Below are 17,961 nucleotides of genomic sequence, written 5' to 3'. Positions count from 1 at the left end.
TTTCCCTAAAGAAAAGTAGGAATGCTGTTGATCAAAGTTCGGCTAAAACTCATCAGTTGGCCCAACATCCATGGCCCGGCCACCGCCAACACAACCACGCTCACGATCAATTTCGGGATGAAAGTTAGAGACATTTCCTGGATTTGAGTCACCACCTGAAAAACGCTCACAAGCACTCCGACGAGCAGGAGCGACAAAAGCAGGGGCGCTGAAATAAGCGCAGCCTTCCACAGCAATTGGGCAAGCAACTGCGTTGACTGATCTGGTGACATCTTTTCCCTCAAACCCCTCTACAAGTCCAACGCTGAGCCAGTAAGTTCTACATGAGCTCGCTCCACACGCCGCCAGAGCTTCAACGAGCTTGGTCGGATGCTTGAACTATTTTTTTGAACGTCTTCAACGGAATGCGGCCGCAGAGTAGCAGTTGATCAAGCGGAATTCTTCGTCAAATTAGGGGGGCGGCGATACCGGAGAACCTGTCGCCACTTCAGGGTCATTTCTTTGTGAATATTGACTCCACCCCCACCACAACTCGTAGGACCAAAGGCAAATTCGTATTGCTTTTTTCAGAATGAATGACAGACACGTCGTTCGCCCTAAGCCTGCCAAAGGGCTAGGTGTCAAAACCAGGGAGATTCTTCACCCGTTTAACTAAGAACTCAGGGCGTTTGCTTGACCAGTCTTTGAACGCTTGGAGGGCGTCAGGTGATTAATCGAATGCAGTGGAATTTGCTGGTTATTGGTCGTGCAGTACGCGCTGGGTCGCCTGCATTTCGGTCACTGAACTGAACCGGGTCTACTTCACCAATTCACTGATTCGCCCGTTGAAGCGCTCCACCAGGCCGTTGGTCTGCGGGTGACGAGACGGACACGCCCAATGCTCGATGCCCAGTGCTCGGCAGCGCAAATCGAAGTGATGCTTGCCGCTGGGCTCTCGTGTTTTGCTTGTGAAGCGGTCAGTGAACTGGCTGCCGTTGTCCGTCAGAACTTTGTTGATCTTCATGGGTGCGGCTTCATGCGACCTGGAGCGCGGCCCCGATGAGGATCTGCGCCTGCAGTTCGAGGCCATGAGCCAGTTCACGCCCGAAGAGAAGCAGGTCGCCCGCGCCGTGCTCGAAGGCCTGCTGCTCAAGCATGCCGCCCGGCAATGGGGTGGGCCTGGTGGAATTGCTGGGGCTGGGGAGGCTGGCATTGCGAATGCCCCCAAGACGGCGGCCGCGCAATGAGCCCCACCGCCAACGAGAAACCACCGACCTCACCCTCGGCGCCGGTGCTGCTGCCGCGCATCGAGGGCCGCATCCTGATCCTGCGCGGCCACAAGGTCATGATCGACGCCGACCTGGCCGCGCTGTACGGTGTGCCCACCCGGCGACTGAACGAGCAGGTCAAGCGCAACCGGGACCGGTTCCCGGGCGATTTCATGTTCCAGCTCGACGCCGCCGAGAAGGCCGAGGTGGTCGCAAATTGCGATCACCTCAGTAAATTGAAGTTTTCTAAAACGCTGCCCTATGCCTTCACCGAGCATGGTGCCATTCAGGCGGCCAATGTGCTGGCCTCGCCTCAAGCGGTGGAGATGGGCATCTACGTGGTGCGCGCCTTCGTGCGCCTGCGCGAACTGGCCGGCGTGCATGTCTTACCCGCCTGGCTGTAGTCAAAGCTTGTCTTATTTCCCAGACCATCCTTTACCGATTGCACCCGGTAATCAACCCCAACCTTTACGTAGACGAAAGTCAGGCTGCTACCGTCTGACTGGGTAACATTACTGACTCGCTGACTAGCCCCGTCATAGCTGTAAGTCGTGACATACACGAATCCATCAGCCGTACTCCCATCCTCGGGGCTCAGATCGACTGAAACGTGCCAAAGACGTCCACTCGAATCGTAGTCATAGCGGACTCGAGTTCGGAGACTGCCGTCTTCTTGGCGCGTCTGAACCTGCGCAAGTTGCTTCGCGTTGTAGCTGTACTCAGTGTTGACTCGGTACTCACTGTCACCAACAGACTTGTTGGCCACGCTGATTAAAAGACCATTGGCATAGGTGAAGCGCTGCGAGTTCCCATGCAAGTCATCCGCCTGCAGGAGTTGACCCGCGCCGGCGTCATAGGTCTCCATTTGATCGTTAGCACTGCTATGCCAAACGAACTGCGCTGCCGCAGAGTCGTAACTCACGCGCTCATAGGCTCCGCCCCCTTCTGTGCTGGTATACAGCCCCAAAGATGCATCCCAGCCAAAGCTTTGCTTAGCACCATCGCGGAGGGTCCGAACCAAGGTGCTGCCAACACTTCCGGCTGATCCGTTCAAGCTCAACTGTCGGTTGTAAAAACCCACCGACCAGTTGTCACCGTTGTCATCGTCTAGGCGCCCCAAGCTGTTGTAGGTTCGTAAAACGTCTGAACTCAGCCCCCTCGCAGCCCAATGATCATCCAGGTGCTGCAGAACCAAATTCCCTGTCGTCGCATTTATGTAAGCCGCAAGTAATTCGCTGTGACAACGGGCCGGAGCAAATCAGTGCCACGATGCTGGATTGGGCCAGCGCCAGAGGGATCCACATCGTGCATATCCAGCCGGGCAAGCCGCAACAGAATGCCTACGTGAAACGATTCAACAGGACCGTCCGCTACGAGTGGTTGTCACCGTACCATTGGCCCCACCTCGACGAGGTCCGGGACTTCGCCACGCAGTGGATATGGCGCTACAACCATGAGCGCCCAAACATGGCCTTGGGCGACGTCACCCCGAAACAGCGACTGGCCATGGCCGCATAGCTCTACTTCTCGGAGCCTTGGTTGTTAGGTTTAGAGAGGTCATTTGCTCGCTTCACGACGAGGCAGGACGCTGGCTGGATCATTTCTTTGAGCAGGCCCTTTGCGACTCGTGTGTGAGTCGCCTTGTCCTCCCGTATTCGGATGTGCTTTTCTTCTTGATCCTATCGGCGTTGCCCAAGCCCCACTGCGAAGTTGGTCCACATAGTCCGCCCACGCTTGCATCATTTCCCGGCGCTGTTGAAGGTACTGCGTGCGGTTGTAGGCGCGGCCAAGTGAGTCTCCAACAACATGGGCAAGTTGAGCCTCAATGATCTCCGGCATGAACCCAAGACGTTCCGCAATCATTGTTCGCGCCGTCGCTCGGAAGCCATGGGCGGTCATATCCTCATTCCCGTATCCCAGTCGACGCAACGCGCTGCGTACAGTGTTCTCACTCATGCATCGCTGACTCGTGGTTAAGGCCGGAAAAACAAAACGTCCTGTCCCCGTAAGCGGCTTCAAAGTTTCAAAAACAGTCACGGCTTGCCGAGGAAGTGGTACGACATGCGGCGGCCCGCTCAACTTGTCAGTTCTTGTCCGTTTCATTGCCTCTGAGGGCACTGTCAGCACACTGCCTTCCAAGTTCAACCAGGCCCACTCCATATGGCGGAGTTCACCAGGGCGCAGCAAAAGTAATGCGGACAAAGTAAGCGCCGCCTTTGTGATGGCGCTGCCCGAGTATCCATCCATGTCCTTGAGTAGCTTTGCGACCTCGTATGGATCCACCAATGCCGCATGATGGCGAGTCTGGACGGGCCTCAACGCATCCCTAAGGTCAGCCGCTGGATTGCGGCTGCAATCACCCGTTGCAATTCCGTAGCGAAAGACTTGACCGCAAACGTACTTGACACGATGAGTCGTCTCAATTGCACCGCGGCCCTCCACTCTGCGAAGGAGCTTCAAGAGTTCAGGAGCTTCAACCTCTCCAATCGGGCGGCTGCCAATCCACGGGAACACATCCTGCTTCAGACGGACTTGAGTTCGTTCGGCATGCCCCTCACTGACCTTCGCTCTATGCACTTTGTCAAGCCACTCGTTGGCGACAAACTCAAACGAGCCCGGCAAGGGTTTTCCAGCTGCCACCAGCTTTGCAAACCCGGCTCGAGCCATGGCCTCAGCCTTCTCCGCCTTTTTTGCCTCACTTGGATCAGAACCCGAGGCGAGCAGCTTTCTCGCCTCCTCTCGCTTACGGCGAGCCTGAGCGAGAGAAGTATCAGGATAAGTTCCCACGCTCAATCGGCTCGCCTTTCCAGCAACCCAATAGCGTAGCCGCCACCAACCCACCCCAGTGGGTTGAGCTTCCAAAGTCAGCCCCCCGCCGTCATTGACGCCGACTGGTTTGCTAGAGACTTGGGCACGCCTGAGAGCCGCCTTGATAGCCTTGTCGCTTAAGAGATCTATTCCAGTCATACCGCACAACTTTCTCCACCGCACAACTCAAAATGAGCAGTTGTACAAATTGTTGTGCGGTCAGCTGCCGGATGTAAAGAAACCCTTTGGACGTGTCTGAGAAAGAAAAAAGGCCTAAGTGATTGATTCACTTAGGCCTATTAACTTTTTGGGACCTTCTGGAACGTCCCAAAACATGAAAATGGTGGAGCCGGCGGGAATTGAACCCGCGTCCGCAAACCATCACCGGGCAGTTCTACATACTTAGCCGTCTGATTTGAATCTCACGGAAGCGATCGCGCAGCGGCACGCTATCTCTCCCGCCAGTCACTAAATCTCGTTCTTTACCGAGTAACCCGATCCAAAACCAGCCCATGTGAATGACTTCTCAGCCTGTTGTCTTGCGACGCAAGGCCCGGCCCATGGGCCAACCGTTGAGAAGCTCACGCGCAATTAAGCGGCGAGTGCGAACGTAGAGTCGTTTGCAGTTACTTTGTTTCCAGTGGTTTTACGAGCGAACTGGTGCTCGGTATGCCCTACTCCGGATCCGCATCCACGTCGAAACCTGGTCGGCCCCAGAACTTGCTATTTTAGGCCACTCCGAGCACTTCCAAGAGCTCATTCGGACGAGAAATCACAATATCTGCGCCCCAAGCGCCCACCGGCTTGCCATTTCCCAGGTATCCCCAGGCTGCGGCAACGGTTTTCATGCCTGCGGCGCGGCCGGCCAGGATGTCGCGCTCGTCGTCACCGACGTAAACGCAGTCCTCGGGCAAGACCCGGGCGCGCCTGGCCGCTTCCAGCAAGGGTGCCGGGTGCGGCTTGGTATGCGGCGTGGTATCGCCACCGATGACAGCACTGGCGGCGGCCTGCAAACCCAAGGCCTGGGTCAGCGGCAATGCGAAGCGTTCGGCCTTGTTGGTGACGATGCCCCAGGCCAGGCCGGCTGCAGCGAGACCATCCAGGGTTGCTTGCATCTCATCGAACAATCGGGTCTCCTGGGTCAGGCGACGCTCGTAGCGGTCCAGAAACTCGTTCTTCAAGGCCTCGTAGTCGGCATGCCCAGGTGCAATATCAAGGGCCAGACCGAGCATGCCCCGCGCTCCCGCGCCCACCATGGGCCGCAGCTGCGCATAGCTCAGAGCCGCCAGACCGCGCTGCAAACGCATCTCATTGGCGGCACCAGCCAGATCGGGTGCGCTATCGACCAAGGTGCCATCCAGATCAAACAAGACGGCCCGGGTCACGCCCGGCAAGAGCCGCAGCCGCTGGGCGGGCTCACACAAATCGGCGCTGCTCATGCGGGTTTGCGGCAGGCAAGCAGATAGTTCACATCCGTGTCCGAGCCCATGCTGTAGCGCTGCGTCAGCGGATTGAAGCTAAGGCCTCGGCTGGCTTGCAGTTCCAGACCGGCATCGCGGCAGAACTGGGCCAACTCCGCTGGCTTCAGGAAACGCGCGTACTCATGCGTGCCGGCCGGCAGCATCTTCAGCACATACTCAGCGCCGACGATGGCCAACATAAAGGACTTCAGATTGCGGTTCAGGGTAGACAAAAACACCCAGCCACCCGGTTTCACCAGCTCGGCACAGGCCTTGACCACCGAAGCGGGGTCGGGCACGTGCTCCAGCATCTCCATGCAGGTCACCACATCAAAGCTGGCGGGCCGCTCTTGGGCCAAGGCCTCCACCGCGATCTCACGGTATTCCACGCCTTCGGTGCCCGCCTCCATGGCGTGCAGTTGCGCGACCTTGAGCGCCTTGGTGGCCAGATCGATGCCCAGGGTTTGGGCGCCGCGTCGGGCCAAGGAGTCGCTCAGAATGCCGCCGCCACAGCCCACATCCAGCGCCGTCTTGCCCGCCAAGGGACAGTAGCCGGCGATCCAATCCAGGCGCAGCGGATTGATTTGGTGCAGCGGTTTGAATTCGCTGTCGACATCCCACCAGCGGTGGGCCAGATCGCCAAACTTGGCGAGCTCTTGGGGGTCTGCATTAATCATGGGCGGAAATGGTAATGGATGCGCCGCAGCGGAACACGACTTGTCACAAAGAGATGCGCTTAAGAACGCGCCCGCCGGGCGAAAACGGGCGGAACAGACGAAAAAAAGCCCCGCTAGGCGGGGCTTTTGACAAACGCCCGCAGGCGTCTGGCAATTACTTCGTACGGGTACCGACGACTTCGATTTCCACGCGGCGGTTCTTGGCGCGGCCTTCGGCAGTCTTGTTGTCGGCGACAGGAGCCTTCTCGCCCTTGCCTTCGGTGTACACGCGGTTCTTCTCAGCACCGGCGCCAACCAAGTAAGCCTTGACGGCTTCAGCGCGCTTGACCGACAGCTTTTGGTTGTAAGCATCGGAGCCCACGGAGTCGGTGTGACCCACGGCGATGATGACTTCCAGGTTCAGACCCTTGGTCTTGGCCAGCAGGTCAGCCAATTTAGCCTTGGCTTCGGGCTTCAGCACAGCCTTGTCGAAGTCGAAGAATGCGTCAGCAGCGAAGGTGACCTTCTCGCTCACAGGAGCGGGAGGAGCCACGGGCTTCGGAGGAGCCGGGGGAGCCACGACCGGAGGAGGAGCCACAGGCTTGGGAGCCTCGACCTTGGGGGCGGGCTTCAGAGCACCGTCGCACTCGGCCGCAGCCGTTGCGGGTGTCCAGTTGGCATCACGCCAGCACAGTTCATTGGTGCCGTTCTTCCAAACGGTACCGTCAGTTGCGCGCCAGTTGTCCACCGTCTGTTGTTGCGCAACAGCGCCGGACGCAGCAAAGGCAGCGACCACAGCGACGGACATCAGCGACGCCACTCGATTCAATTTCTTCATGATTCTCCTCTCAAGGAATGCCGCAGTTGCCCTGCGAGTGCCCAGTAAGTGCTAGAACAAAACCTTAGATAGATCCGCTAATGCGGGTTTCTCCTAGGGACTCATCGATTGTGCCATAGGGCACCGATAGGCTCGTATTGTGGCGGCCTCAATCGAAGGAGTCGCCAAAGTTGTTGTGAGAGTGCTACAGCCGCAGGCCTTTAGAATCTCCGTTCCTGTCCCTAACGATGCGGGTCCACCTGATGGGTGCGGCCACGCACATGCGCATGACCCAGTTCGCCAAGGAAACATTGCCCATCAGCCTCGAAGAGGAGATGCGGCGTTCATACCTCGATTACGCCATGAGCGTGATCGTCGGCCGAGCCCTCCCCGATGCCCGCGATGGCTTGAAGCCCGTGCATCGGCGCGTGCTTTTTGCCATGCACGAGTTGAACAACGATTGGAACCGGCCTTACAAGAAGTCGGCCCGTATCGTTGGCGACGTGATCGGTAAATACCACCCGCACGGCGACACCGCTGTTTACGACACCATCGTTCGTATGGCCCAGGATTTCTCCCTGCGTCATATGTTGGTCGATGGTCAGGGTAATTTCGGCTCGGTGGACGGCGATAACGCCGCCGCCATGCGGTACACCGAAATCCGCCTGGCCAAAATCGCCCACGAGATGCTGGCCGATATTGACAAGGAAACCGTCAATTTCGGACCCAACTACGACGGCTCGGAAAAAGAGCCGCTGGTGCTGCCGACCCGACTGCCCAATCTCTTGGTCAATGGCGCCACCGGTATTGCCGTGGGCATGGCCACCAATATTCCGCCGCACAACCTCAACGAGGTGGTGGACGCCTGCCTGCATTCGCTGAAGAACCCCGACTGCACCATCGATGAGTTGATGGAAATCATCCCGGCGCCGGACTTCCCGACCGCCGGCATCATCTACGGCCTGTCCGGTGCGCGCGATGGCTATCGCACCGGCCGTGGCAAGGTGGTGATGCGCGCCAAGGTCCATTTCGAGGACATCGACCGCGGCAACCGCCAGGCCATCATCGTTGATGAGATCCCCTACCAGGTCAATAAAAAGACCTTGTTGGAACGCATCGCCGAGTTGGTGCACGAGAAGAAGATCGAAGGCATCAGCCACATCCAGGACGAGAGCGACAAGTCCGGCATGCGCGTGGTGATCGAGCTCAAGCGCGGCGAAGTGCCCGAGGTGGTGCTGAACAATCTGTACAAACAGACCCAGCTGCAAGACACCTTCGGCATGAATATGGTGGCGCTGATCGACGGTCAGCCCAAGCTGTGCAATCTGAAGGACCTGATCACGGTCTTCTTGGAGCACCGCCGCGAGGTCGTCACCCGCCGCACGATTTTCGAGCTGCGCAAGGCGCGCGAGCGCGGCCATGTGCTGGAAGGCCTGGCCGTTGCGATGGCTAATATCGACGAGTTCATCGCCACCATCAAGGCCTCGCCGACGCCGCCGATTGCCAAGGCTGCGCTGATGAGCAAGAGCTGGGATTCCTCCCTGGTGCGCGAGATGCTGGTGCGCGCCGAAGGCGAGACCGAAGGTGGTCGCAATGCCTACCGTCCAGATGGCCTGGCACCCGAGTTCGGCCTGCAAAGCGACGGCCTCTACCGCCTGTCGGAAGACCAAGCCGGCGAGATTCTGCAGATGCGCCTGCAACGCCTGACCGGCCTGGAGCAAGACAAGGTCGTTGGCGAGTACAAGGAAGTCATGTCGCAGATCGCCGATCTGCTGGACATCCTGGCCAAGCCTGCCCGCGTCACCGCCATCATCAGCGAAGAGCTGATCCAGGTTCGTCAAGAATTCGGCCAGACCAAGATCGGTGCACGCCGCAGCGCGATTGAACATAACGCGCAGGAACTGGGGACCGAGGACCTGATCACCCCCACCGATATGGTGGTGACGCTCTCGCACACCGGCTACATCAAGAGCCAGGCTCTGAGCGAGTACCGCGCCCAGAAACGCGGCGGCCGCGGCAAGCAAGCCACCCAGACCAAGGATGACGACTGGGTCGATCAGCTCTTCATTGCCAACACCCACGACTGGATTCTGTGCTTCAGCAATCGCGGTCGCGTCTACTGGCTGAAGGTTTGGGAAGTGCCGCAGGGCTCGCGCAACTCGCGCGGCAAGCCCATCGTCAATATGTTCCCGCTGCAGCAAGACGAAAAAATCACCGTGGTGCTGCCGCTGACGGGGGAGTTCCGCAGCTTCCCCGAGGATCACTTCATCTTCATGGCCACCGCCATGGGCACGGTCAAGAAGACCTCGCTGAAGGACTTCAGCAATCCGCGCAAGGCCGGCATCATCTCGGTTGACCTGGACGAAGGCGATCACCTGATCGGCGCCGCCCTGACCGATGGCAAGCACGATGTGATGTTGTTCAGCGATGGCGGCAAGGCCGTGCGCTTTGACGAGGACGATGTGCGCCCCATGGGCCGCACCGCCCGCGGCGTGCGCGGCATGATGCTGGAACCCGAGCAGCGCCTGATCGCCATGCTGGTGGCCGAAGACGAAAACCAAAGCGTTTTGACCGCCACCGAAAACGGCTTTGGCAAGCGTACCGCCATCACCGAGTACACCCGCCACGGCCGTGGCACCAAGGGCATGATTGCCATCCAGCAGACCGAGCGCAATGGTCGCGTGGTGGCTGCCACCCTGGTGCATGCGGACGACGAGATCATGCTGATCACCGACCGTGGCGTGCTGGTTCGCACCCGTGTCTCGGAGATCCGTGAACTGGGCCGCGCCACCCAAGGCGTGACCCTGATCGCTCTGGATGATGGCTCCAAGCTCTCGGGCCTGCAGCGCATCGTCGAGAACGACGCCAATGAGAACAGCAGTACCGAAGCCACGGGCGACGACCAAGCCGCTGGCACCGACAACGTCAGCGACAGCGACGACACCTCCAAGGAATAAATGAACACCAAGCCCATGAAATTTCTGGCCGCGGCCGCGCTGGTGCTTTGCGCCAATCTGAGCTTTGCCCAGACTGCAGCGTCGACCGCCACCCCGGCCAAGAAGGAAATGATCGCCAAGCTGCTGGCCCTGCAATCGCAGAGCTATGACCAGTTGGCGCGCAGCCTGATGCAGCAGCCCCTGGGCAATCTGATGCAAGGTGCCGGTGCGGCCTTGCAGCAAGTGCCTGCCGAGAAGCGCGAAGCCACGGCCAAGGCCATCGAAGCCGACATCAAAAAGTTCGTCGACGACAACGCGCCGATGATCAAGGACAAGGCCATCAAGATCGCCCCCGGCACCGTGGGCACCTTGCTGGATGAGCGATTCAGCGAAGAGGAGCTGAAGCAGCTGCTGGCATGGCTGGAATCGCCGGTCTACAAAAAGTTCGGCCAGATCAACGGCGAGTTGCAAAAAGCCCTGGGCGACAAGCTGTTGGCCGAAACCGCACCGACCTTGGAAACCCGCTTCAAAGCCCTGCAACAAAGCGTGGGCAAGCATCTGGGCATCGCGCCACCGGCCGCCTCCTCGGCGCCGGCCGCCAAGCCCGCCAAGAAGTAAGCGAGCCAGCAACACGCGCAAAACCCGCCTCGACGCGTCGGCTCTGTGCGGACGTACCGAGGCGGCTCGATATTCAGTCCCGTCCAATCTGCCAAGCAGCCAGCCCATGACTCAGCGCCCCTTCAATTTTTCCGCCGGCCCCGCGGCCCTGCCTGAAGAGGTGCTGAATCAAGTCGCTGCCGAGATGCTGGACTGGCATGGCAGCGGCATGAGCGTGATGGAAATGAGCCATCGCGGACCCGAGTTCACCCGCATCTGCGCCGAGGCTGAGAGCGATTTGCGTGCTCTGCTGCAGGTGCCGGCCAACTTCCGCATCCTCTTCATGCAGGGCGGCGGCCTGGCCGAGAACGCCATCGTGCCGATGAATCTCTCGCGCGGCGGCAAGGTGGACGCCATCGTCACCGGCTCCTGGTCGAAGAAGAGCGCCGACGAGGCTAAACGTTATGCCACGGTGAATATCGCGGCCGATGCCTCGGCCTCAAAATTCACCGAGTTGCCGAAGCCCGAGAGCTGGCAGCTCAGCGCCGACGCTGCCTATGTGCATGTCTGCAGCAATGAAACGATTGATGGCGTCGAGTTCCACGAGTTGCCCGACCTGAAGGCCCTGGGCAGCCAGGCGCCGCTGGTGATCGACTGCTCGTCGCACCAGCTCTCGCGCAGCATCGACTGGTCCAAGGTGGGCCTGGCTTTTGGCGGCGCGCAAAAAAACATCGGCCCCGCCGGCCTGACCCTGGTGTTCGTGCGCGACGATTTGCTGGGCCATGCCCTGCCCATCTGCCCCTCGGCCTTTGACTACAAGACCGTGGCGGCTGCTCAGTCCATGTACAACACCCCGCCCACTTTCTCTATTTATGTGGCCGGCCTGGTGTTTCAGTGGCTCAAGCGCTTCAGCTATGCCGGCAAGACCGGCGTGGCCGCCATCGAGCAGCGAAATATCGACAAGGCCCAGCTGCTCTACGGCGCGCTGGACGCTTCGAATCTGTTTGAAAACCGCGTCGCGGCCAATGCCCGCTCGCGCATGAACATCCCCTTTTATCTGCGCGGCGAGTACAACACGCCGCAACTCACGAGTGCCTTCCTGGATGGAGCGAAGGCGCGCAATCTGCTGCAACTCAAAGGCCACAAGTCGGTGGGCGGCATGCGTGCATCGATCTATAACGCGATGCCACTGGAGGGCGTGCAAGCCCTGGTGGCGTACTTGAAGGACTTTGAGGCTCAATATGGCTGACATCCCGGCCGGCACGCCCGCCCCTGCGGCGGCACCGGAACTTTTGGGCTTGCGCGATCAAATCGACGCGCTGGACCAGCAATTGCTGGATCTCTTGAATCGCCGCGCCCATGTGGCCGAGCAGGTGGGTGAGGTCAAGCGCCGCGAAGGCACGCCCTTCTTCCGCCCCGACCGCGTGGCCCAGGTGATCGAGAAGATCAAGACCGCCAACCCCGGCCCGCTCAAGGCCGAGCATGTGGCCGCCATCTGGCGCGAGATCATGTCGGCCTGCTTGGCTCTTGAGTCGCCCCAGCGCGTGGCCGTGCTGGGCCCGGTGGGTACTTTCTGTGAGCAGGCCGCGATCGAGTACTTTGGCGGCGCGGCGGACCTGATCTACTGCGCCAGCTTTGACGAGGTCTTCCACGCCACCGCCAGCGGCAGCGCCCAATACGGCGTGGTGGGCGTCGAGAATATGACCGAGGGGGTGGTGACCCGCTCGCTGGATCTGTTTTTGCACACCCCCACCCATGTGGTGGGCGAGGTCAGCCTCTTGATCCGCCACAACCTGATGCGGAAAGAGAATTCCTTGCAAGGCATCGAAGCGGTGCTGGCCCATCCACAGGCGCTGGCCCAATGCCAAAACTGGCTCAACAAACATCTGCCGGACGCCGAGCGCCGCGCCGTCTCCAGCAATGCCGAGGGTGCCCGCCTGGCGGCCAGCAATCCGGCCTGGGCTGCCATCGCCAGCGAGCGCGCCTCCACCTTGTTCGGTCTGCACATCGTGGCCCATGCGGTGCAGGACGAGGCCTATAACCGCACCCGTTTTGCCGTCATCACCCTGCCCCAGACCATGGCCACGCCGCCGGCCTCGGGCCGCGACTGCACCAGCCTGATCGTCTCGGTGCCGAATCGCCCCGGCGCCATGCATGATTTGCTGGTGCCGCTGAAGACGCATGGCGTCTCGATGACGCGACTGGAATCACGCCCCGCCCGTACCGGCCAATGGGATTACTATTTCTACATCGATCTGGACGGCCACCCCTCGCAGCCCCATGTGGCGGCAGCCCTGGCCGAACTGCGCGAGTTGTGCGCCTTCTTCAAAATCATCGGCGCCTACCCCCTGAAAGCTTGAGGACGGAATCAGCTTATGTTCAAGCAACTGGGCGTGATCGGCTGCGGCCTGATGGGCGGATCTTTCGCCCTGGCGATGAAGAAGGCCGGCCTGGTCAAGCATGTGGTGGGCTATAGCAAATCGCCCTCCACCACCGAGGCCGCCAGGCGCATGGGCGTCATCGATGTGGCGGCCGACTCGGCCCTGCTGGCCGTCTCCGGCTCCGACATCGTCTTGCTGGCCGTGCCGGTGTCCGCCACCGAATCGACGCTGAAGGCCATTCGCCATCTGGTCGGCCCGCAGGTGCTGCTGATGGATGTGGGCTCCACCAAATGTGATGTGGTGGACGCGGCTCGCCGAGCCTTGGGCGATCGCCTGCCCAGCTTTGTGCCGGCCCACCCTATCGCGGGCAAAGAAACTGGTGGCGTCCAGCACGCCGACGCCAGCCTTTACCAAGGCCGCACCGTTATCCTGACCCCCCTGGCCGAAACCTCGGCCCAGGCCGTGCAACGCGCCACCGATGTCTGGGCCAATCTGGGCGCGCAAGTGCTGAAGATGTCGCCCAAGAATCACGATGCCGCTTTTGCCGCCGTGAGCCATCTGCCCCATCTCTTGGCCTTCGCATTTTTCCAATCGGTGGCGACTCAGCCCGCCGGGCGCGACTTCCTCAGCCTGGCCGGCCCCGGCTTTCGCGACTTCACCCGCATCGCGGCCGGCGACCCGGCTGTCTGGCGCGATATTCTGATGGCCAACAAGGCCGAGGTCTTGGTGCAGTCGCAACGATTTCGCCAGACCCTGGACGCGCTGGAGACCCTGCTCAAATCCGACGATGCCGCCGCCCTGGAGGCACGCATCCGCCTGATCTCCGATGCCCGCGGCCAGTGGCAGATGGGGCAGATGGGTCAAATCGGCACGCCTCGCCAAGCCAAGTAAGCCAGGCACTGCCCTGCTCCTCTTGCGGCGCCAGGCCTGTGCCTCGGCCGCATCTTTACTGAATTGCCCTCCCCCATGTTCAAGATTCCCTTCCTCGACCTCCCCCCCTTGCGCAGCGCCGCTGGCACGGTGCGCCTGCCGGGCTCCAAAAGCATCTCCAATCGGGTGCTGCTGCTGGCCGGCCTCTCCGAGGGAACGACAGCCGTCCACGATTTGCTGGACTCCGATGACACGGCCGTGATGCTGGCCTCGCTCAAGACCCTGGGCTGCCAGCTCAAGACCGACCACGCTGGCGTGCTGCATGTCACCGGCGTTGGTGGGCAATTCCAAACCCGTCAGGCTCAGCTTTTCCTCGGCAATGCCGGCACCGCCATGCGGCCGCTGACAGCCGCACTGGCCTTGCTGGCCGCCAGCCAAGGCGGTGAATTCGAGTTGAGCGGCGTGCCGCGCATGCACGAGCGCCCGATCGGCGACCTGGTGGACTCCCTGCGCCTACTGGGCTGCGAGATTGACTGCCTGGGCCAGGAGGGCTATCCGCCGCTCAAGCTCAAGGGCCCCTCCACGCTCAAACTGGGTCAGCCGGTCAAGGTGCGCGGCGATGTCTCCAGCCAATTCCTCACCGCCTTGCTGCTGGCCCTGCCCCTGGTGGCTGAGAATCAGGATGTGGTGATCGAAGTCATCGGCGAGCTGATCTCCAAGCCCTATATCCACATCACCCTGGCCCTGCTGGAGCGCTTTGGCATCCAAGTGCAGCGCGAGGGCTGGCAGCGCTTCACCATCCCTGCGGGCTCAAGCTATCGCTCACCCGGTGATCTGCATGTGGAGGGCGACGCCTCCTCGGCCTCCTACTTCATCGCTTTGGGCGCCATCGCGGCCAGCGATGAGGCGCTGCGCATCGAGGGCGTGGGGCAGACCAGCTTGCAGGGCGATGTGCGCTTTGTCGAGGCCGCGCAGGCCATGGGCGCCTTGGTCGAAACCGGCCCGAACTGGCTGGAAGTACGGCGCGGCGCCTGGCCGCTGCGTGGCATCGATCTGGACTGCAACCACATTCCCGACGCCGCCATGACCCTGGCCGTGATGGGCTTGTACGCCGACGGCCCCACGACGCTGCGAAATATCGCCAGCTGGCGAGTCAAGGAAACCGATCGCATCAGCGCCATGTGCACCGAACTGCGCAAGCTAGGCGCCGAAGTCGAGGAAGGCCCGGACTGGCTGCGCGTGCAGCCCCTGCGCGCCTGGCAGGCCGCCAGCATTCACACCTATGACGACCATCGCATGGCCATGTGCTTCTCGCTGGCCGCCTTCAACGGGTTGCTGAGTGATCGCTCGCCCCAGCGCATCAAAAACCACCCCGATCCGCAAGCCAGCCGCAGCGACACGCAACCCGCCGACACCGCCGTGCCGGTGCGCATCCTGGACCCGCAATGCGTGGCCAAGACCTTCCCCGACTATTTCGAAACCCTGTTCGAGGTGGTGGAGGCGCGCCGCGAAGACATCCCCGTCATCACCATCGACGGCCCCACCGCCTCCGGCAAGGGCACGCTGGCGGACCAGATCGCCCATGCCCTGGGCTATGTGATCCTGGACTCCGGCTCGCTCTACCGCGCCTGCGCCCTGGCGGCCCACCGAGGCGAGGTTGATCTGGACGACGGCGAGGCCGTGGCCGCCGTGGCTGCCCAACTCAATCTGAGCTTCAAGAACGGCCATGTCTGGCTGGACGAAGAAGACATCAGCGAGGACCTGCGCCGCGAGGCCACCGGCTTGATGGCCTCCCAGGTGGCGGCCCACCCGCCGGTGCGCGCCGCGCTCAATCAATTGCAGCTCAATTTCCGCCGCCTGCCCGGCCTGGTGGCCGATGGGCGCGATATGGGCACCGATGTATTTCCCGATGCCGAGCTCAAGGTTTTCCTCACGGCCAGCGCGGCAACGCGGGCCGAGCGGCGCCATAAGCAATTGATTTCCAAGGGGATTTCGGCTAATATCGTGAGCTTGCGTCAAGATTTGGAGGCGCGTGACGCGCGGGATAAGAGCCGCGCGGCATCGCCCCTACACCCTGCGCAAGATGCGCGGATGCTCGACAACTCGGCCCAAACCATTGAGCAATCAGTGAATTTGGTGTTGTCTTGGTGGGCTGAAACCAGGCCTTTTGGCGCTCAGCGTTGAGCGTTGCAAGGCCGGGCCCAGGAGATCATCCAAAGCCCAAAAACGTCGCCCAGGCTCTCCGCCCGGGCGCTGTCAACAACCTAACCCGCAAAGCGCTCCCGCGCCTTGCACCCACCGCCTGCGAACAAACGCTTGTTGCAGCAGGTCCAGGAAACCTCATGTCCCAAACCCAAACCGCAGCCTTCGCTCCCGACTCTTTTGCCGCCATGTTCGAGGAGTCGCTGCAGCGCTCCGACCTGCGCGCCGGTGAAGTGATCTCGGCCGAAGTCGTGCGCGTTGAGCACAGCTTTGTGGTTGTGAACGCCGGCCTCAAGTCTGAAGCCTACGTGCCAATCGAAGAATTCAAGAACGACCAGGGCGAACTGGAAGTTCAAATCGGCGACTTCGTTTCCGTGGCGATTGACGCCATCGAAAACGGCTACGGCGACACCATCCTGTCGCGCGACAAGGCCAAGCGTCTGGCCTCGTGGCTGTCGCTGGAAACCGCACTGGAGTCGGGCGACTTCGTGACCGGTACCGTGTCGGGCAAGGTCAAGGGCGGCCTGACCGTGCTGGTCAACGGCATCCGCGCCTTCCTGCCGGGTTCCCTGCTGGACACCCGTCCGGTCAAGGACATGAGCCCGTACGAAGGCAAGACCATGGAGTTCAAGGTCATCAAGCTGGACCGCAAGCGCAACAACGTCGTGTTGTCGCGTCGTGCTGTGGTTGAAGCTTCGATGGGCGAAGAGCGCGCCAAGCTGCTGGAAACGCTGGCCGAAGGCGCCATCGTTCAAGGCGTGGTCAAGAACATCACCGAATACGGTGCCTTCGTGGACCTGGGCGGCATCGACGGCCTGCTGCACATCACCGACATGGCATGGCGCCGTGTCCGTCACCCGAGCGAAGTGGTCACGGTTGGTCAGGAACTGACCGCCAAGATCCTGAAGTTCGATGCTGAGAAGAACCGCGTTTCGCTGGGTCTGAAGCAGCTGGGCGACGATCCTTGGTTCGGCGTTGCTCGTCGTTACCCCACCAGCACCCGCCTGTTCGGCAAGATCACCAACATCGCTGACTACGGCGCATTCGTTGAGATCGAACCCGGCATCGAAGGTCTGGTGCACGTGTCCGAAATGGACTGGACCAACAAGAACGTTGCTCCTTCCAAGCTGGTCACCCTGGGCGACGAAGTCGAAGTCATGGTCCTGGAAATCGACGAAGACAAGCGTCGCATCTCCCTGGGCATGAAGCAGTGCAAGGCCAATCCTTGGGAAGATTTCGCTGAAACCGTCAAGCGCGGCGACCGCGTCAAGGGCCCCGTCAAGTCGATCACCGACTTCGGCGTGTTCGTTGGCCTGGCTCAAGGCATCGACGGCCTGGTGCACCTGTCTGACCTGTCGTGGAACGAAACCGGCGAAGCTGCCGTGCGCAACTTCAAGAAGGGCCAAGAAGTCGAAGCCCTGGTGCTGGCCGTGGACGTTGAGCGCGAGCGCATCTCCCTGGGCATCAAGCAGCTGGACAGCGACCCCTTCACCACCTACACCACGGTCAATGACCGCGGCATGACGGTGACCGGCAAGGTCAAGACTGTTGACGCCCGTGGCGCCGAGATCGAACTGGCCGACGAAGTGCTGGGCTATCTGCGCGCTTCGGAAATCAGCCGCGACCGCGTCGAAGACGCTCGCAATGTGCTGAAGGAAGGCGACGAAGTCTCCGCCCTGATCGTGAATGTGGATCGCAAGACCCGCAATATTCAGCTGTCGATCAAGGCCAAGGACAACGCCGACAACCAAGAAGCCATGCAGCGCCTGAGCGCTACTGCCGAGCGCGAAAGCGCCGGCACGACCAGCCTGGGCGCCCTGCTGCGCGCCAAGCTGGACAACCAAGGCTAATCAGGCCGAAATGGCAGGATGAACAGGCTTTGCGGCCTGTTCACTGTGCTAATCTCGCCTCGCTCAAAAGGGCTCGTCACTTCCAAGTGCGAGCCCTTTTCAATCGGCTCCAGGCATTGCGTAAAGAATTTCCGCCC

At 60.9% G+C, this 17,961-nt stretch carries 15 protein-coding genes, 1 other RNA gene and 1 pseudogene; 10 read left to right on the top strand and 7 right to left on the bottom strand.

Annotated elements, in window-relative coordinates; genetic code table 11:
* Positions 1 to 5: 5 nt before the first annotated feature.
* On the bottom strand, positions 6 to 272 hold the full coding sequence (locus tag DBR47_RS03395; protein ID WP_124446834.1) for a flagellar biosynthetic protein FliQ: 267 nt from the start codon (positions 270 to 272) through the stop codon (positions 6 to 8).
* A gap of 524 nt (positions 273 to 796) precedes the next feature.
* Entirely contained in the window at positions 797 to 1,003 is a 207-nt protein-coding gene (locus DBR47_RS03390) for a DDE-type integrase/transposase/recombinase (RefSeq protein ID WP_197046837.1), read from the bottom strand.
* Here DBR47_RS03390 and DBR47_RS24525 point away from each other — a divergent pair.
* The 3 genes and pseudogenes from DBR47_RS24525 to DBR47_RS24650 form a co-directional block, all read left to right on the top strand.
* On the top strand, positions 1,002 to 1,226 hold the full coding sequence (locus tag DBR47_RS24525) for a hypothetical protein (protein WP_197046836.1): 225 nt from the start codon (positions 1,002 to 1,004) through the stop codon (positions 1,224 to 1,226). The two genes, DBR47_RS03390 and DBR47_RS24525, sit on opposite strands and share 2 nt — an antisense overlap.
* Entirely contained in the window at positions 1,223 to 1,651 is a 429-nt protein-coding gene (locus DBR47_RS03385) for an ORF6N domain-containing protein (protein ID WP_124446830.1), read from the top strand. Before DBR47_RS24525 ends, DBR47_RS03385 begins: the two co-directional genes overlap by 4 nt.
* 814 nt (positions 1,652 to 2,465) lie before the next feature.
* Positions 2,466 to 2,765 (top strand): annotated as a pseudogene (locus tag DBR47_RS24650) (transposase); the annotation flags it as partial.
* A 39-nt stretch (positions 2,766 to 2,804) separates the two neighbouring features.
* Here the strand turns inward: DBR47_RS24650 and DBR47_RS03375 are convergent.
* The 5 genes from DBR47_RS03375 to ompA all read right to left on the bottom strand — a co-directional run bounded on the left by DBR47_RS03375 (position 2,805) and on the right by ompA (position 7,009).
* Positions 2,805 to 4,214: an integrase arm-type DNA-binding domain-containing protein gene (locus DBR47_RS03375; RefSeq protein WP_124446825.1), complete on the bottom strand. Its 1,410-nt coding sequence runs from the start codon at positions 4,212 to 4,214 to the stop codon at positions 2,805 to 2,807.
* Positions 4,215 to 4,396: 182 nt separating this feature from the next.
* Positions 4,397 to 4,770: a transfer-messenger RNA gene (gene ssrA, locus DBR47_RS03370) on the bottom strand.
* 13 nt (positions 4,771 to 4,783) lie between these two features.
* A complete protein-coding gene (gph, locus tag DBR47_RS03365; protein ID WP_124446823.1) occupies positions 4,784 to 5,494 on the bottom strand; it encodes a phosphoglycolate phosphatase in 711 nt (236 codons plus the stop codon).
* A complete protein-coding gene (ubiG, locus tag DBR47_RS03360) occupies positions 5,491 to 6,192 on the bottom strand; it encodes a bifunctional 2-polyprenyl-6-hydroxyphenol methylase/3-demethylubiquinol 3-O-methyltransferase UbiG (protein WP_124446821.1) in 702 nt (233 codons plus the stop codon). Before ubiG ends, gph begins: the two co-directional genes overlap by 4 nt.
* 154 nt (positions 6,193 to 6,346) lie before the next feature.
* Positions 6,347 to 7,009, bottom strand: a complete 663-nt coding sequence (ompA, locus tag DBR47_RS03355; protein WP_124446819.1) for an outer membrane protein OmpA — start codon at positions 7,007 to 7,009, stop codon at positions 6,347 to 6,349.
* Between the two features lie 266 nt (positions 7,010 to 7,275).
* Here ompA and gyrA point away from each other — a divergent pair, with 266 nt between their 5' ends.
* The 7 genes from gyrA (at position 7,276) to rpsA (ending at position 17,824) form a co-directional block, all read left to right on the top strand.
* The gene (gene gyrA, locus DBR47_RS03350) at positions 7,276 to 9,945 is read left to right on the top strand and encodes a DNA gyrase subunit A (protein WP_124447019.1); all 2,670 of its coding nucleotides are present in this window, start codon (positions 7,276 to 7,278) and stop codon (positions 9,943 to 9,945) included.
* Between the two features lie 15 nt (positions 9,946 to 9,960).
* Positions 9,961 to 10,542 carry a DUF2059 domain-containing protein gene (locus DBR47_RS03345; protein WP_197046834.1) on the top strand — a complete coding sequence of 194 codons (582 nt, stop codon included), beginning with the start codon at positions 9,961 to 9,963 and terminating at the stop codon, positions 10,540 to 10,542.
* A 106-nt stretch (positions 10,543 to 10,648) separates the two neighbouring features.
* Complete coding sequence (serC, locus tag DBR47_RS03340; protein ID WP_124446815.1) at positions 10,649 to 11,770, top strand: 3-phosphoserine/phosphohydroxythreonine transaminase; 1,122 nt, start codon at positions 10,649 to 10,651, stop codon at positions 11,768 to 11,770.
* Positions 11,763 to 12,881: a prephenate dehydratase gene (gene pheA, locus DBR47_RS03335; RefSeq protein ID WP_124446813.1), complete on the top strand. Its 1,119-nt coding sequence runs from the start codon at positions 11,763 to 11,765 to the stop codon at positions 12,879 to 12,881. The genes serC and pheA overlap by 8 nt, the downstream gene beginning before the upstream one ends.
* Before the next feature lie 15 nt (positions 12,882 to 12,896).
* A complete protein-coding gene (locus DBR47_RS03330; protein WP_124446811.1) occupies positions 12,897 to 13,793 on the top strand; it encodes a prephenate dehydrogenase/arogenate dehydrogenase family protein in 897 nt (298 codons plus the stop codon).
* A gap of 75 nt (positions 13,794 to 13,868) precedes the next feature.
* Positions 13,869 to 15,956 carry a bifunctional 3-phosphoshikimate 1-carboxyvinyltransferase/cytidylate kinase gene (locus tag DBR47_RS03325; RefSeq protein WP_124446809.1) on the top strand — a complete coding sequence of 696 codons (2,088 nt, stop codon included), beginning with the start codon at positions 13,869 to 13,871 and terminating at the stop codon, positions 15,954 to 15,956.
* A 158-nt stretch (positions 15,957 to 16,114) separates the two neighbouring features.
* Positions 16,115 to 17,824 carry a 30S ribosomal protein S1 gene (gene rpsA / locus DBR47_RS03320; protein ID WP_058719250.1) on the top strand — a complete coding sequence of 570 codons (1,710 nt, stop codon included), beginning with the start codon at positions 16,115 to 16,117 and terminating at the stop codon, positions 17,822 to 17,824.
* Positions 17,825 to 17,961 lie beyond the last annotated feature (137 nt).

The organism is Paucibacter sp. KBW04, from assembly GCF_003852425.1.
In the GTDB taxonomy this organism is placed as follows: domain Bacteria; phylum Pseudomonadota; class Gammaproteobacteria; order Burkholderiales; family Burkholderiaceae_C; genus Paucibacter_A.
The sequence above is the reverse complement of the archived record's forward strand: the minus strand, read 5'-3'. Positions and strand labels throughout refer to the sequence as shown.

Excerpts from the sequence above, each read along its gene's own strand:
- DBR47_RS03395 (WP_124446834.1), bottom strand. The coding sequence starts at position 272 with ATGTCACCAGATCAGTCAACGCAGTTGCTTGCCCAATTGCTGTGGAAG.
- DBR47_RS24525 (WP_197046836.1), top strand. The coding sequence starts at position 1,002 with ATGGGTGCGGCTTCATGCGACCTGGAGCGCGGCCCCGATGAGGATCTG.
- DBR47_RS03390 (WP_197046837.1), bottom strand. The coding sequence starts at position 1,003 with ATGAAGATCAACAAAGTTCTGACGGACAACGGCAGCCAGTTCACTGAC.
- DBR47_RS03385 (WP_124446830.1), top strand. The coding sequence starts at position 1,223 with ATGAGCCCCACCGCCAACGAGAAACCACCGACCTCACCCTCGGCGCCG.
- DBR47_RS03375 (WP_124446825.1), bottom strand. The coding sequence starts at position 4,214 with ATGACTGGAATAGATCTCTTAAGCGACAAGGCTATCAAGGCGGCTCTC.
- gph (WP_124446823.1), bottom strand. The coding sequence starts at position 5,494 with ATGAGCAGCGCCGATTTGTGTGAGCCCGCCCAGCGGCTGCGGCTCTTG.
- ubiG (WP_124446821.1), bottom strand. The coding sequence starts at position 6,192 with ATGATTAATGCAGACCCCCAAGAGCTCGCCAAGTTTGGCGATCTGGCC.
- ompA (WP_124446819.1), bottom strand. The coding sequence starts at position 7,009 with ATGAAGAAATTGAATCGAGTGGCGTCGCTGATGTCCGTCGCTGTGGTC.
- gyrA (WP_124447019.1), top strand. The coding sequence starts at position 7,276 with ATGACCCAGTTCGCCAAGGAAACATTGCCCATCAGCCTCGAAGAGGAG.
- DBR47_RS03345 (WP_197046834.1), top strand. The coding sequence starts at position 9,961 with ATGAAATTTCTGGCCGCGGCCGCGCTGGTGCTTTGCGCCAATCTGAGC.
- serC (WP_124446815.1), top strand. The coding sequence starts at position 10,649 with ATGACTCAGCGCCCCTTCAATTTTTCCGCCGGCCCCGCGGCCCTGCCT.
- pheA (WP_124446813.1), top strand. The coding sequence starts at position 11,763 with ATGGCTGACATCCCGGCCGGCACGCCCGCCCCTGCGGCGGCACCGGAA.
- DBR47_RS03330 (WP_124446811.1), top strand. The coding sequence starts at position 12,897 with ATGTTCAAGCAACTGGGCGTGATCGGCTGCGGCCTGATGGGCGGATCT.
- DBR47_RS03325 (WP_124446809.1), top strand. The coding sequence starts at position 13,869 with ATGTTCAAGATTCCCTTCCTCGACCTCCCCCCCTTGCGCAGCGCCGCT.
- rpsA (WP_058719250.1), top strand. The coding sequence starts at position 16,115 with ATGTCCCAAACCCAAACCGCAGCCTTCGCTCCCGACTCTTTTGCCGCC.